Raw genomic sequence first — 13,755 nt, 5'->3', positions numbered from 1 at the left:
GCGCCTTCGGCGTCGCTTCGCGATCAGCTTCGCTGACCCTTGACACGGGGGTCCCGTCCTGGGGGACGGCAGCTACAAGAAGGACGGGGGCGGATCAGGGGCTGGGCCCACCGCAGGTCGTGTGCCTGACCGCCGGGCCATTGGTGGGCCATTAAGCAGGGTGACGAGGGGGCAACCACGGTCACTCACGACCGGACTGAACCGCAGGTCACCCGTCCTACAAGGCATGATCAATACAATTCCCAAGCTGACAGCGCGGGTTCGATTCCCGTCACCCGCTCCAACATCAAAGGCTCAGCTCAAGCATGTGAGTCCGAACTGGGCCTTCCTCGTTCCCATGGCGCTGAGGATCTCGGAGCAGAGTCCGTCGCGCGGCTGGAGACTCGCCACTGCGGAACGAGCAGCGGAAGTTAAGGGACTGAGCCTCGAAGTGGCCGCCTTCAAGCTATGCGTTCGCGAGCTGTCGGTGATGCACCGTCAGGGGCTCGATTTCAGTGGTGTCGTCGTCGACGACGAGCTCGACGCGGAACCGAACCCCCATGGCCACACCGAGGCGCAGAAGCGTAGCTATATCTGGTATGCCGCCGCCGCCCTCGATGCGGGACAGAGCAGGTTGAGACATCCCGGCACGCTCCGCTACGACCTTCTGGGACAAGCCTCGGCGCTTACGGATCTCACGCAACTGATCGCCGAGCTCCAGGTCACGGCCCGCATTCTCGTATTCAGGGTGGGACTGCGCATCCGTTTCCATCTGGCGCAGACGCTTCGCCTTGTAGGTTTCCCAACGACTGTGACCCATCATGCGCTCCTCTCGAACACGTGCGTGATGGTGAGGTCGTGCTCTGCCTCGCACCGCTTCTTAGCAGCGATCGCTCGGTCGATGTCGGCAGTCTGCGTCCCATCCTGTGTCTTGCGGAAGACCGTAAGGACGACGATCACTTTGTTGGATGGCTTCCAGAAGGTCAATCGCCAGGTCGTGCGGTCGAGAGCAACACGCAGCTCGTGTACACCTTCGGCATCCTTCAACTTCTTCACGTGATCCCCATCGGGGATGCCGCCAGTGACGAGGTAGTCGTCTACGTTCCGCATAACCCGCTGGTAGAGCGCAAAGGAAAGCCCGTCCAGCCAAGACTCCACCTCCGGCTCTAGATCGATCTCCCACTGAGACATACCCTCAATGATATATGCACTCAATGGTAACTCGCGGCGGGGATGAACACCAGGCCCGACCCCACGTTCGCACCTCGCTCCCGGTTGCTGTCCCAGATCAGCGACTGAACCGCTCCGGGTCTGACACGGCAATCATGATCTGTGAGGAGCCTGCCCCCGTCAGCAGGGCTTGGCAGCATCGCTGGAGTGCCTAGGGGTATGGCAACGGCCACCAGCACCATGATCACTTGTGTAGAACGATCTCACTACGGTGGCCGCAGCGGTCACCGTAGTGCATGAACGACAGCCCTCCAAAGTCAGCGATCTCATGAGCCGCTTCGCGGGCTGTTCCGCCGCAGGGAACCCGCTTGACCTGCCGGAACGTGGTTGAGGGGAGGGTGACGCTCGAAGAGAGCGCCAACTGCTGGTCGCCGACCCAGCACCCTCGGCACAGGCCAGGAGAAGGCCGCCCCGCACCGGAAGGACCACCCGATGCCGAGATGTCGTGCCAGATCCGTGCCAGATAGGACGGGGAACCACAGTCGCTCACGGACACTCACGGTCAACCGGCCCGCTCTGACCTGCATCCCTGTTTCGCTGCTCAGGGCAGCAAGCTCGGTATCCGGTTCCCAAGCTGACAGCGCGGGTTCGATTCCCGTCACCCGCTCCACACACGAAGGCCCAGGTCAGGAGCAGATCCCTGACCCGGGCCTTGATCATTTCTGGCACCTGTTCGATCTTCCGTGCGATTAGCGTGCAATCAGCCCACGGGGACCAGAACGGCGGCCGACCCGCCCTCGTCCTCGTCACCGGCCCGCTCATGTGCCGGTCGATCGCATCCGTGATCGTCTTGTCGGCACCGCGTACGGCGTGCTGGTAGATCATGGCCACTCGGACGTTGTCGTGCCCCATCCGCGCCATCAGGTCCTTGAGCCCTGCACCGGACTCGGCCGCCAGCATGTTGCCGGCCTGACGAAGGTCGCGGCGAGCACCCTCCTTTCGCCGGGCAAGGTTCTATTCCCGCCGGGTCAGACGAGGCGGGTGACCGTGCCGGTGTCGATCGAGTAGTACGCGCCGATGACTTTGAGCTCGCCCTTGGCGATGCGAGGAGCGAAGAGGTTGTCCTTCTTGAGCTGGTTCACCACGTCGACGGTGTTGATGCGGATCATCTTGTCGACGTCGCCGCCCGAACGCGTGTAGGCCGAACGCAGGGCGGAAGCGATCGTGCTCAGCTCGCCAGGCAGCTTCTTGTGCTCGTGCAGCGATTCTGCGGCGGCCGTGACGGCCCCGCAGCGCTGATGGCCGAGCACGACGACGAGCGGGGTGCCGATTTCGGCTGGGCCGTACTCGGCGGCACCTGTCACCAGCGGGTCAATGGTCTGCGCGGCGGTCCGTATCACGAACAGGTCGCCCAGCCCGGTGTCGAAGACCAACTCGGGGGGGACCCGCGAGTCGATGCACGAGAATACGACCGCGAACGGGTTCTGCTTCTGCGCCACCTCCCTGCGGCGATCGGCGTCCTGGTGCGGGTGGGTGGCCGTGCCGTCCACCCAGCGGCGGTTGCCCTCGCGCAGGGTCGCCCACGCCTGGTCCGGGGTGGCGGGACGCTGGTCCGGCGCGGTCCCGTTCGACGGCTGAGCGGTGCGGGCGAATACGGCGGTGCCCGCGGATGCCGCACCGGTCAGGAGGCCTCCGGCGACAATGCCGGCGCGCAGCAGAGCCCGCCGGCTGATCATGTGACTTGGCATGGAACAGGAGTACGCGCTGCTGTCATGCCGACGCGCCAGAAGCCGTAACGCTTAGCGCATCTAATGTTACATATAGTCATGTCTGCCACGATACACCCGTTTCGACTGGCGAGGGTGAGTGCGATGTCGGCGCCCACCTGGTAGTGGTCCGACTGCCGGACGCGGACGCTGGTCCTTCGCACGGGTGAATTCTCGGCGCGCACGTGTCGCAGTCTCGCGAGACGAACGGATCCTCCGAGGGGGGTCGTCCTGTTCCTCGTGATCGCCGCGCTTGCCGGTGCTGACCGACCAGCGCGCGAGCCCATCAGTTCCAAAACTGGATCTTGTACAGTTCCAGCCGGGCGATTGCGTAGGGGAAGCCGGCCTCCTGTTCGGCCTGAAGGATCTTGGTGGCCACCCGTGCAGACCAGGTCGTGTCACTCTGCCCCAGGTCGAACTTCACACCGTGTAGGTAGCTGGACGCCCACTGTCCGACGTGCTGGACGCCCTGGACATGGCACTGTGGCGGCGATCGCGGACTGGCCACAGCGCGGGCCTGGTGCATCACTCCGACGCCGGGTCGCAGTACACCTGGTTCGCCTTCACCGCCCACCTGAGCCGGGCCGGCATCGACGCCTCCGTCGGCACTGTCGGGGACGCCCTGGACAACGCCCTGATGGAATCGGCCATCGGGCTCTACAAGACCGAGCTGATCAAGCCGGTCGGCCCCTGGCGTGATCTGCCGCAGGTCGAGCCGGCCATCGCCGAACGGGTCGAGTGGTACAGCGTCCAGCGACTGCACACCGCCATCGGCCGCGTCCCGCCCAACGAGTACGAAGCCGACTACTACACTCACCACCAACCCCACCAGGCTGTTACGGCCCAGATGATCAGCCTCCATCAAAGTCGGGGCGCTTCAGTCAACAGCGGCCCGGAATCTCTGGCGGCCTTCCATTCTGCGGTCACGAACGCTCTCGCCGGATTCAACATGGAGCACCGTTGATGGAGATAGGGCACCTTGATGGAGCTTGAGATCACAACCCCGGCCTTCGGCACCGGACGCACCGCCCCGCAGCGGCTCGGGGACGAACTCCAGGTGAGCCGCTCGTCGATCCAGGAGGGCCAGGAGGCCCCGCGCGTGCTGGACAGCATGGGGGCCCCGCTCCACGACACACCTGCCCACGTTGTCCCCGAGGTCGCCCCGGCCGGGTGGTCAGCCCGGGACGGTCGCCGGCGTGCCTGGGTGTGCCGAGCTGGTCTCGGCCTCATCATGGTGGTGCAGGCCCTGCTGTCGATGCGGCTGCACAACACCGCCTTCATGGACGAGGCGCTGTACATCTACGCCGGCCACGCGGAGTTCGCGCACATCTTCCACGGGGCTCCGGTGAACTCCTCGTACAGCAGCACCTTCTCAGGTTCACCGATGCTGTATCCCCTGCTCGCGGGGCCCATGGACTCTTTGGGCGGCCTGACCGGGGCACGCGCCCTGAGCCTGTTGTTCATGCTCGGCTGCACGGGCCTGCTCTATTCGCTGACCCGCCGCCTCTTCGAGGAGCGCGTGGGCCTGTTCGCGGCCGCACTCTTCGTGGCCGCCCAGTCGACGATCGTGCTGGGTTGGTTCGCGACCTTCGACTCCGCGGCCCTGTTCCTGCTGGCCTTCGCCGCGTGGATCGTGGTGCGCACCGACCGGGCCAACCCGTTCACGGTCCTGTTCGCCGCACCGATCCTGGTCCTCGCCTTCTGCACCAAGTACGCCGCCGGACTCTTCATCCCCACGGTCGTCGCCCTGGCCGTCATCGTCGCCTGGCCCCATCGGGGCGCCCGCGCGCTCTGGCGCGGGGTGCTGCTGTCAGCCGCCCTGGGAGCCATCGGCGGCGCGGTGCTGTACGGCAGTTCCATCCTGGCGGGCATCCAGTTCACCACCACCTCCCGGGCTCACGGCACCAACTCCACGAGCTCGCTGATCGACGTGTCCGCCGACTGGATAGGGTTGGCCCTCGCCTTGGCGTGCTGGGGCGCACTGTCCTACGTGTGGCGCGGCAGTATCGGCGAGGTCACCTCCGCGGCCCGGAAGGCCACTGGCGAAGAGCCGGGCAGGATCTGGCGTGCGATGCTGGGCCTCCTGCTCTGCGGGACGGGTCTGCTGGCCCCGGCCTACCAGATTCACTTGTCGACCTCCGTGTCCCTCCACAAGCACGTCGGGTTCGGCCTCTTCTTCTTCGCACCGCTGGCCGGGCTGGGCCTCGCCAGGATCGTCGGCCCGCATTTCCGCCGCACCGCGATCGGCCCACGTTTCCGCCGCGCCACGATCGGCGTCGGCCTGCTGATCATCCGCGCCGCGACCGGCCTGCTGATCATCGTGCTTGCGCTCTCCAACGCCATAGAGCAGTCCCAGCGACGCTACGCGACCTGGCCGGACTCGACGCGGCTCGTCGACCTGCTCCGTCCTCACGTGAACGGCAAGGGCCGGTACCTCTCGGACATCGCGCAGGTGCCCACCTACTATTTCCGGGACATCACCAAATGGAATCAGTGGACGGGCACCTACTACCTCAACTACACCGACACCAAGGGCGTCAAGCGCACCGGTGCGGACGCCTTTGCGGCAGCCATCGATGACGGCCGCTACAACTTTGTGGTGCTGCAGAAGCCCGGAGTCTCGAAGTTCGATCCGGCCATCGCGAAGGCCCTGCCGACTAGCGGCAAGTACCGCCTCTACGCGGAGCTGCCATTCTCCACCACCTTCGGGGACGGCTCCTACCAGGTCTGGATGAGGACATCCGATTCGCGTGGAACGTCAGTCAGTTGATCAGCGTGGAGGACTGGCTGAGATCCGACGGCCTCGGCCAAGGTCCAGCGGTTCTTGTCTTCCCGGTGAATCACCAGGCCTTGTGGCGCGCGCTTCGCGCGTCGAGGGGAGACGTCAGGAGATGGTGAGCGCGCCGTTCGCGTTACGGGCGCACGTGACGATCGTGCGGGGCGCGGCGGCGAGGGCGCCGGTCAGGCACTGGCCGAGGGCGGCGTGACCCGCGGCGTTGGGGTGCCACGACTCCTGGCAGGTCTGGAAGTAGGTGACGCAGGTGTTCGCCAGCCGCTGGATGCCGATCTTGTCCCAGCCGGACAGGCTGGTGATGAACGTACCGGACGGCCCGTCCTGCACCCGGAGCGGCGTGGCGAGCGCGCCCGTCGGGCTTCCGGGGTTCTCACAGAGCCGGGCCCCGTCGAAGGCCCTTTGGACGTCCAGCACGCGCAGGTCGGCCGTCGGACGCTCGGCCGCCAGCGTGGAGTAGGCGTTCTTGACCAGGGAGCCGAGGTTCTGGGAGAACACGTGCCCGGGGGCGAGGCTCGCGCGGTGGATCGGGCAGCCGGCGGCGTACCGCTCGGCGCCGAGGGCGCGGAACTTGTCGCGGGTGTCGGTACGGCCGTCCTCGTCCCAGTACTGCGGGGCGACGTCGAGCGGCAGCGGGTTGGTGTACGTCTGCAGGACTACCTGGTGGACGCCGTCGGCGTCGATTTGGTCGAGGGTGTCGAGGATCCGGCGCAGGGCGGCGGTGGTCTCGGTGGTGGCGGCGGCGACCTCGGCGTCACTGGCCAGGTCCGAGACGGTGCAGGGCTCCTGCGGCACCGGGCCGCCCAGGTACGCCCAGAACTCCCACCAGCCCGTCCAGGCGTCCGCGATGAAGCGGTTGGCGCACAGCGTGGCCACATTGCCGAAGGTGAACAGGGCGTTGTTGGAGCCGAGGCCGATGAGGACGACGTCGATGTCGTGGGTCTGGGCGACGGCGCGTAGCTGGTCGAGTTGCGAGGCGACGGAGCGGCCGTTGGCGCGGGCGCTGGAGGGGTTGGCGATGTCGGCGGGCTGACCGCCGGAGCACGCGAGGTTGAAGCGGTCCTGGATGCCGGGGAGTGACGCCTTGAACAACGAGGCGTTCGCCGACCGGTGGCAGAAGTAGGCGTTGCTGTTGGCCGCCGACCAGCCGGGGAATGCCTGTGTCGTCCCGGAGGCGTCGACGACGGGCTGGTAGTCCCCTGCGCCCTCACCGCTGACGAAGCTGTCGCCGAGCGCGACGGCCGCGGTGGGCAGGGCCGCCTGCGCCGCTCCGCCCTGGACGACCTGGATGCCGACCGCGCCCACCAGGAGCGCGGCCATCGCGGCCACACGCCGGAGAACCCTCACAACTCCCCCATTTCCTACTAAATAAGTACGAAATAACGGATATACAGATGACAACACGCCGCGCCGATGGCGTCAAGATCTCCATGAGACCCGGCCGCTTCACCTAAAGAGATCGCGTATCGCCCTGACCGTCAAGCATGCATTTGCTTGCTCAGGTCGAGCATTCAGCGACCGAGCGGGCGAACCAGGTCGGGGACCACTGCATTCGCGACTCGATGTGGTCTTCCGCGTTGCTAAGGAGGGGTACACAATCCCTCAGACTCCCCAGCGGATCGCTCTCTGATGACCGGCCTTATGCGCACGTCAGAGCTCTGCGAGCGGCGATCGATGCACTTCCCAAGCTGACAGCGCGGGTCCGATTCCCGTCACCCGCTCCGCCCGACCGGCCAGGTCAGCTAAGCATTCCTGGCAGAAGTGTGAATGCTGACACATGCCGAGGTCTGATCAGCGTGAAGTCGCGCCGGTCCAGCGTAGCGATGTGTCGGACGTTCAGTCGTTCCGCAATGGCGACTACGGACACGTCAGCCGGATCCAGCCGAGCGTCCCGATAGGTCCGAACCAGTTCTGCCATCCGTCGAACATCGGCTGGGACCAGGTCGACCAGTTCGAACTCCTCAGTTACCAGATCAAGGAACTGTGCGTGTACGCCTGGCCCCATGTGTCTGTTGATGGTCCAACCGGCCTCGATCAAGATGGTTGAAGGCAGCAGGAGCGGCCCTTCCAACTCTTCAAGGAGACGCACGAGGTGTGGTGCTTGTCATCCCGATCGACGACGGCGATCAGGGGCCCGTGTCCAGCAGCGTGGCAGTCACGTTGACCGATTGAACCGCTCCGCTAGCAGGTCCTCGACCTGTTCCGAGAGATTCCCTTCACCAGAGGCACCGATCCCTGCAATGGACAACCGACGACGACGAAGCGGCTGAGAGCGCTCTTCATCCACCGCCTCGGCCAACTCCGGATCTGTCTCCACCAAACGCAGGAGGCGACGCGCCTGGTCCGGCGACAGCCGATCGACCAGGTGATGCAGTTCCTCATGCGCATGCCCGGCGCTCATAGCCATGAGTCTACGCAAGCGTGTCCGCTTGCGTCAGTGACACGCATCTGCCCACCCCGCGATCGCGTAATCGACGAGCACCAGAGCGCACCCATCTCCCCGGACGTGAACGAACCCGCGTCTCCGCAGGGATCTCGCGCGGTCCTGGTGATGGTCACGCTGAGGGGGTACCACGCAACCGCGAGGGATCCCCGGCCGCACGGCGCGCGCCAAGCCGTTGCCGCAGCGTGCGCCGGTCGTTTTGTCGTACCCGGCTGTTAGGTTCGCGCACGTGAACCGTACCGGGCACACCTGTGCCCTGGTGGTCGCATCGCGTCCGCGCTTTGTCCCGGATCGTCCACGATCTCGGGCCACGCCCGCCCTCTGGCCCCTTTGCCCAGGAGCGCGAGTTCGTTGTGCACGGTCACCGAGACAGGACTAAGGTGTTCTCGAACTGGTGTTTGATATCGATGGCATCATGAGCATCGTGAAGGAGCGATCACATGACCGAGCCGAAGACCCACACCCTTGAGGTGCCTGGCGCCGTCGTCCACTACGACGTGCGCGAGGCCGAGGCGAGCGCCGCGCCGACTCTGCTGATGATCGGGTCGCCCATGGATGCCGGCGGGTTCACCAGCCTGGCCGCGCACTTCCCGGACCGTACGGTGGTGACCTACGACCCGCGCGGAATCGGACGTAGCAGGCGGACCGACGGTGCCGTCGAGTCGACCCCCGAACTGCACGCGGACGACCTGCACCGGCTGATCACCGCGCTCGGCGGCGAGCCGGTCGACATCTTCGCCAGCAGCGGCGGCGCCGTCAACGCGCTGGCGCTGGTGGCCCGGCATCCAGAGCAGGTACGCACGCTCGTGGCGCACGAACCGCCGGCCGTCCAGGCCCTGCCGGACCGCGAGCAGGCGCTGGCCGCGGTGGTGGACATCCGCCGGACGTACGAGCGGGACGGTTTCGGACCGGCGATGGTGAAGTTCTTCGCGATCGCCGGCCTGCGCGGCGAGATTCCGGCCGACTTCGCCGACCACCCCGTTCAGAACCCGGCCGATTTCGGGCTGCCGGCGGAGGACGACGGCTCCCGTGACGACCCGCTGTTCGGCCAGAACCTCATGACGTCCACGCACTACGGGCACGACTTCGATGCGCTACGCGCCGCGCCGACCCGCATCGTCGTCGGTGTCGGAGCCGAATCGGAGGGCGAGATGGCGCACCGCGCAGGCTTGGCGGTCGCCGAGCGGCTCGGCACGAAGCCCGTGACCTTCCCCAGCCACCACGGCGGTTTCCTCGACGGCGAGTTCGGCATGAAGGGCGACCCGGACGCCTTCGCCGTCACGCTCCGCCAGATCCTGAGTGAGTAGGTTCAGACCTCGACGCCCTCCCCTGGCGTGAACACGCGCACCTCTATCCAGCGGGCCGAACCTGGATGAGGTAGGCATGAAATGATTCGCGGAGTTCCCGTTCTGGAGGGGGTGCTCGATGCGGGCTACCACCGATGCCGACGTGCGCCGCGTGTTCGACCGGATCGCGGACCGCTATGACGACCAGATGCAGGTCTGGGAGCGACGCCTGTTCCCCGGGAGCCGGGAGTGGGCCGTCGGGCAGGCGCGCGGCCACACGGTGGAGATCGCGGTCGGCACCGGGCTCAACCTGCCGCTGTACGGCGACGACGTCACGGTGGTCGGGGTCGAGCTGTCCGAGCACATGCTGGAACTGGCGCGGCGGCGCGTGGCGCGGGCCGGCCTCGGCGCGCGGGTGGAGTTGCGACAGGGGGACGTGCAACGCCTGGAACTGCCCGACGGCATCGCGGACACCGTGCTGTCCACGTTCACGATGTGCACGATCCCGGACCCCGCAGCCGCGGCGCGCGAGGCCTACCGCGTGCTCAAGCCGGGCGGCCGGTTCGTGCTGTCCGAGCATGGGCCGTCGAGCAACCCGATCATCCGGGCCGGCATGCGACTGGTGGAACCGATGTTCGTGCGGTTCGCAGCCGACTACCTCACCCGCGATCCCCGGCCGTTCCTGGAGCAGGCCGGTTTCCAGATCGAGTCGGTGTCCCGGATGAAAAGCGGTGTCAGCTTCCGGGTACTGGCCATCCGGCCCTGACGTACGGGAAGGTCACCGACGCGTACGACACCCCGTCCTCCGCCTGGGCGGGACGTCGCGATTTCCAGCCCCGGCCGGTGCCCGGGGCCTGCCGGGGCAGGCAGGGCCGTGTCCGGGCGGATCTATTCGGGTTCGTTGCGTTTCTGGCCTCCAATGGTGAAGGGGGTGGTGACTCCCTCGTACATAAGGTGGGCCACCAGGCCTTCGCTGGCGTGGGGCAGGTTGTGGCAGTGGTCCATCCAGATGCCGGGGTTGTCGGCGACGAAGGCGATGTCGTACCACTCGCCGTTGCCGACCTCCAAGGAGTCCACCCACCACGGGCTCCCCGTCGCGCGCACACCGCTGCGGCTCAGCACCACGGCGTGGTGGCCGTGCAGATGCATGGGGTGCGTCTCGCCGCTGTGGTTGCCGATGCGCATCCGTACGACGTCGCCGGACGCCACGACGAACATCGGCACGTCCGGGAACATGTGCCCGTTGACGGTCCACCAGAGCCCGGGACGCCCGTCGAGGAAGCCCGGGCGGCGCCCGATGTCGTACACGAACCGCCGATCGGCGGCGTCCGGGTCGAACCCGATCGGCGCCGGGGTGCCGTAGGACAGCAGGTCGAGCGTCGTGGCGGGCCTGGGGACGGCGGCGGCGTCGTACGTTCGCGAGCCGAGCACGACGCCGGAGGGGCCGCCGATGTGGACCCGCACCGGCGAGCCGTCCGCGGGCATGGTGACCTCGACGTCGGCGCGGCCTCCCGCGGTGACCATCACGGCGGTGTCGCGGACGGGGCCGGGCTCGTGCAGGTCGGTGCCGTCGACGGCGACGAGCCGGTACGGCGCGCCGGCCACCCATACGGGCGTCTGGCCGTTCTCGGTGTTGATCACCCGCACGCGGGCCCGTTCGCCGGGGCGGGCCTCGACCCGGACGTCCCCCTCCCGGCCGTTGACGGTGCGGACGCCGTCGTACAGGTGCAGCAGTGCGACGGCGTCCACTGCCGACGGCCGTGCGGCCGGGGCCACCACCAGCGCGCCGAGCAGGCCGCGGCGGACCTGCTCGTGGGACATCTGGTGGGAGTGGTACCAGAAGGTGCCCGCCCGGTCGGCGACGAAGCGGTAGGTGAACGACCCGCCGACGCCGACCGCGTCCTGGGTGACGCCCGCGACCCCGTCGGCGGCGTTGGGCACGTCGACGCCGTGCCAGTGCAGCGTGATGCCGTCCGGCACCGACTCGTTGACCAGCCGGACCTCGACCAGCTGGCCCTCGGTCGCGTGGATCACCGGGCCGGGCGAGGCGCCGTTCAGCGTGTACCCGTCGATGTGCCGGCCGGTGGCCAGGCGGAACCGCTGCCTGCGCGCGGTCAGGGTGAGTTCGACGTCGGCCGGGCGGCGCGGGTCGGCGATGAGCGAGGTCACGTCGCGCCCGGCCGCCGTGTCGTCGCGCCCCGCCGCCGCGAGGCCGTGCGCGGTGCCGGCGTGCCCCGTGGCCGCGACGTCGTGCCCGGCGTTCCCGCCGTACCCCGCCGCCGCGGCCCCCAGGTGCGCTTCGTGGCCCGACCCGTGAGCGCGGTCGACGGGCGCGCCGCCCACCTGGCCGGCTTCGCGGGAACCGCGCCCGTGGTCGGCGTATCCCATGTCCATCACGGAGTACGTGTCCGGCAGCAGACTGTCCTGCCAGAGCCAGGTCAGCGGGCCGAGCACGGCGAGGGCCGCGGCGCCCGCGACGACGAGACGGGCGCGGGCGCCGCGCCGGCGGGTCGCGTCCATGTCAGCCGACGGACCGGACGCGCGCGTCGTGCCGGGCGGGCGCGGTCACGGCGGCGGCGCGGCCACGGAAGGCGGCGTAGACGGCCGAGCTGAACAGCAGCAACGCGTTGAGGCCGTGCAGCGCGCCGAGGCCGGGGATGTCGTGGCCGAGGATGCCGAGGGAGACCTGGAGCACGACGAGCAGCAGCACGAGGCCGGCCGCCTTCACCGCTCCCGGGATCTTCGTGAAGAACGAGGAGACCAGCAGGAGCAGCGCGACCACCGGGATGACCATGATCCCGTTCATGCCGTGGATCATGAGGCCGATGGCCTCGGGGAACGGCGACGCGTCGCTCTCCATCACCGCCTTGTCGAGCACTCCGCCCTGCTCGACCCACTTGCCCATGCCGGCGTCGGCGAAGACGACCGCCATCGCCTGCACGGCGACTTCGGCCGCGACGAGGTAGGCCAGCACCTTGTAGAGGACTTTCATGACATTGTTCCCATCCGGGCCCGAGTGGCCCTGTCGCCCCGCCGGGCGTGCGTTCCCCCGAAGTGGACCGTGTCCGTCCCCGCACGCCGGGCTTCTTACGCGGGCGACGTTAGGCAGTCGCGCTTGGCGGCCACTTGTCGATGAGTTGGATGGGAATGGGCGCTCAGACGCGTCGCGCGACCCCCTGGGCCCGGTGAGGTGATCAGCCCGCCGGGGTCTCGGACAGGAGTTTCCGGACCCGCGGGACGACCTCCTCGCCGTAGAGGCGGATCGTGGTCATGAGGCTTTCGTGCGGAAGCGTCCCGGAACTGTACTTCAGCTCGAAGCGGTCGACGCCGAGCCCGCGCACGGTCTTCGCGATCTTCGCGGCCACCGTCTCGGGCGATCCGACGTACAGCGCCCCCTCGTCGGCCTCCGCCTCGAACCGGGCGCGGGTCGTGGGGCCCCAGCCGCGCTCGCGGCCGATGCGGTCGTGCATGGCCTTGTAGTGCGGCCACAGTTCCTCGCGGGCCTCCGCGTCGCTCTCGGCGATGTGACCCGGCGAGTGGACGCCGACCGGCAGCCGCGGGACCTCCAGCTCGGCCAGGGCGCGGTGGTACAGGTCGACGTACGGGGCGAAACGCTCCGGCTGCCCGCCGATGATCGCGAGCATCAGCGGCATCTGGTAGCGGGCCGCGCGGACCACGGACTCCGGGCTTCCGCCGACGCCGACCCACGTGCGCAGCCGGCCGGACTCGGTCTTGGGGTACACATGCTGGTCGGTCAGCCCGGCGCGCAGCCGTCCCTGCCAGGTGACCGGTCCCTCGTCGAGCAGGTGGGAGAGCAGGTCCAGCTTCTCCTCGAACAGCTCCTCGTACTGGGAAAGGTCGTAACCGAACAGCGGGAACGACTCGGTGAACGAGCCGCGGCCGAGGATGATCTCCGCCCGCCCGTTCGACACCGCGTCCAGCGTGGCGAACCTCTCGAAGACGCGCACCGGGTCGTCCGAACTGAGGACGGTCACGGCGGTGAAGAGGCGGATGCGCTCGGTGCGACCCGCGATCGTCGCCAGCACCATCTCGGGTGCCGAGACGGCGAAGTCGTCGCGGTGGTGCTCGCCGATGCCGAACGCGTCGATGCCCACGCGGTCGGCGAGCACGGCCTCCTCGACGACGTTGCGGATCACCTGCGCGTACGGCAGGCGCTTCCCGCCCGCGCCGACGGTGACGTCACCGAACGTGTCGATCGCGAACTCAAGTTGTGCGGACATCCCTGACCTTCCTCTCCATCGCGAGCAGTACACGGAACCATGGCACCGTGGCGGGAATTCCTGCGCCCGCGCGTCCGGC

General features: G+C 68.0%; 14 protein-coding genes. 4 read left to right on the top strand and 10 right to left on the bottom strand.

Translation table 11 applies throughout. The features are described from left to right. Positions 1-445 precede the first annotated feature (445 nt). The 4 genes from AB0M95_RS14620 to AB0M95_RS14605 form a co-directional block, all read right to left on the bottom strand. A complete protein-coding gene (locus tag AB0M95_RS14620; protein WP_358525813.1) occupies positions 446-802 on the bottom strand; it encodes a helix-turn-helix transcriptional regulator in 357 nt (118 codons plus the stop codon). Further along, on the bottom strand, positions 799-1,170 hold the full coding sequence (locus AB0M95_RS14615; protein WP_363763779.1) for a type II toxin-antitoxin system RelE/ParE family toxin: 372 nt from the start codon (positions 1,168-1,170) through the stop codon (positions 799-801). The genes AB0M95_RS14620 and AB0M95_RS14615 overlap by 4 nt, the downstream gene beginning before the upstream one ends. 1,007 nt (positions 1,171-2,177) lie before the next feature. Beyond that, positions 2,178-2,897 carry a carbonic anhydrase gene (locus AB0M95_RS14610; protein WP_358525817.1) on the bottom strand — a complete coding sequence of 240 codons (720 nt, stop codon included), beginning with the start codon at positions 2,895-2,897 and terminating at the stop codon, positions 2,178-2,180. 304 nt (positions 2,898-3,201) lie between these two features. After that, positions 3,202-3,339 carry a hypothetical protein gene (locus tag AB0M95_RS14605; protein WP_363763776.1) on the bottom strand — a complete coding sequence of 46 codons (138 nt, stop codon included), beginning with the start codon at positions 3,337-3,339 and terminating at the stop codon, positions 3,202-3,204. 33 nt (positions 3,340-3,372) lie between these two features. Between AB0M95_RS14605 and AB0M95_RS14600 the strand changes: the two genes are divergently transcribed. Together AB0M95_RS14600 and AB0M95_RS14595 are read left to right on the top strand one after the other, a co-directional pair. After that, positions 3,373-3,879, top strand: a complete 507-nt coding sequence (locus AB0M95_RS14600; RefSeq protein ID WP_363763773.1) for an integrase core domain-containing protein — start codon at positions 3,373-3,375, stop codon at positions 3,877-3,879. Positions 3,880-3,897: 18 nt separating this feature from the next. Next, a complete protein-coding gene (locus tag AB0M95_RS14595) occupies positions 3,898-5,685 on the top strand; it encodes a glycosyltransferase family 39 protein (protein ID WP_363763770.1) in 1,788 nt (595 codons plus the stop codon). Between the two features lie 114 nt (positions 5,686-5,799). Here AB0M95_RS14595 and AB0M95_RS14590 read toward each other — a convergent pair whose 3' ends face one another. The 3 genes from AB0M95_RS14590 to AB0M95_RS14580 form a co-directional block, all read right to left on the bottom strand. Further along, on the bottom strand, positions 5,800-7,053 hold the full coding sequence (locus AB0M95_RS14590; protein WP_363763767.1) for a hypothetical protein: 1,254 nt from the start codon (positions 7,051-7,053) through the stop codon (positions 5,800-5,802). Positions 7,054-7,444: 391 nt separating this feature from the next. Beyond that, on the bottom strand, positions 7,445-7,795 hold the full coding sequence (locus AB0M95_RS14585) for a PIN domain-containing protein (protein WP_363763764.1): 351 nt from the start codon (positions 7,793-7,795) through the stop codon (positions 7,445-7,447). A 66-nt stretch (positions 7,796-7,861) separates the two neighbouring features. Beyond that, positions 7,862-8,107, bottom strand: coding sequence for a hypothetical protein (locus tag AB0M95_RS14580; RefSeq protein WP_363763761.1), 246 nt, complete (start codon positions 8,105-8,107; stop codon positions 7,862-7,864). Between the two features lie 482 nt (positions 8,108-8,589). Between AB0M95_RS14580 and AB0M95_RS14575 the strand changes: the two genes are divergently transcribed. Next, positions 8,590-9,456: an alpha/beta hydrolase gene (locus tag AB0M95_RS14575; RefSeq protein ID WP_363763759.1), complete on the top strand. Its 867-nt coding sequence runs from the start codon at positions 8,590-8,592 to the stop codon at positions 9,454-9,456. A gap of 118 nt (positions 9,457-9,574) precedes the next feature. Beyond that, on the top strand, positions 9,575-10,201 hold the full coding sequence (locus tag AB0M95_RS14570; RefSeq protein WP_363763756.1) for a methyltransferase domain-containing protein: 627 nt from the start codon (positions 9,575-9,577) through the stop codon (positions 10,199-10,201). A 122-nt stretch (positions 10,202-10,323) separates the two neighbouring features. Here AB0M95_RS14570 and AB0M95_RS14565 read toward each other — a convergent pair whose 3' ends face one another. The 3 genes from AB0M95_RS14565 to AB0M95_RS14555 form a co-directional block, all read right to left on the bottom strand. Continuing rightward, positions 10,324-11,955, bottom strand: a complete 1,632-nt coding sequence (locus tag AB0M95_RS14565) for a multicopper oxidase family protein (RefSeq protein ID WP_363763753.1) — start codon at positions 11,953-11,955, stop codon at positions 10,324-10,326. Position 11,956: 1 nt separating this feature from the next. Then, complete coding sequence (locus AB0M95_RS14560; protein ID WP_363763750.1) at positions 11,957-12,427, bottom strand: hypothetical protein; 471 nt, start codon at positions 12,425-12,427, stop codon at positions 11,957-11,959. Positions 12,428-12,629: 202 nt separating this feature from the next. Then, a complete protein-coding gene (locus AB0M95_RS14555; protein WP_363763747.1) occupies positions 12,630-13,676 on the bottom strand; it encodes an LLM class flavin-dependent oxidoreductase in 1,047 nt (348 codons plus the stop codon). Positions 13,677-13,755: the final 79 nt, after the last annotated feature.

This window comes from Sphaerisporangium sp. NPDC051017, from assembly GCF_040683095.1.
GTDB lineage: Bacteria > Actinomycetota > Actinomycetes > Streptosporangiales > Streptosporangiaceae > Sphaerisporangium.
Note: the sequence above shows the minus strand (reverse complement) of the source record. Positions and strands in the feature narration are given on the sequence as shown.

Excerpts from the sequence above, each read along its gene's own strand:
- AB0M95_RS14620 (WP_358525813.1), bottom strand. The coding sequence starts at position 802 with ATGATGGGTCACAGTCGTTGGGAAACCTACAAGGCGAAGCGTCTGCGC.
- AB0M95_RS14615 (WP_363763779.1), bottom strand. The coding sequence starts at position 1,170 with ATGTCTCAGTGGGAGATCGATCTAGAGCCGGAGGTGGAGTCTTGGCTG.
- AB0M95_RS14610 (WP_358525817.1), bottom strand. The coding sequence starts at position 2,897 with ATGCCAAGTCACATGATCAGCCGGCGGGCTCTGCTGCGCGCCGGCATT.
- AB0M95_RS14595 (WP_363763770.1), top strand. The coding sequence starts at position 3,898 with ATGGAGCTTGAGATCACAACCCCGGCCTTCGGCACCGGACGCACCGCC.
- AB0M95_RS14580 (WP_363763761.1), bottom strand. The coding sequence starts at position 8,107 with ATGAGCGCCGGGCATGCGCATGAGGAACTGCATCACCTGGTCGATCGG.
- AB0M95_RS14575 (WP_363763759.1), top strand. The coding sequence starts at position 8,590 with ATGACCGAGCCGAAGACCCACACCCTTGAGGTGCCTGGCGCCGTCGTC.
- AB0M95_RS14570 (WP_363763756.1), top strand. The coding sequence starts at position 9,575 with ATGCGGGCTACCACCGATGCCGACGTGCGCCGCGTGTTCGACCGGATC.
- AB0M95_RS14565 (WP_363763753.1), bottom strand. The coding sequence starts at position 11,955 with ATGGACGCGACCCGCCGGCGCGGCGCCCGCGCCCGTCTCGTCGTCGCG.
- AB0M95_RS14560 (WP_363763750.1), bottom strand. The coding sequence starts at position 12,427 with ATGAAAGTCCTCTACAAGGTGCTGGCCTACCTCGTCGCGGCCGAAGTC.
- AB0M95_RS14555 (WP_363763747.1), bottom strand. The coding sequence starts at position 13,676 with ATGTCCGCACAACTTGAGTTCGCGATCGACACGTTCGGTGACGTCACC.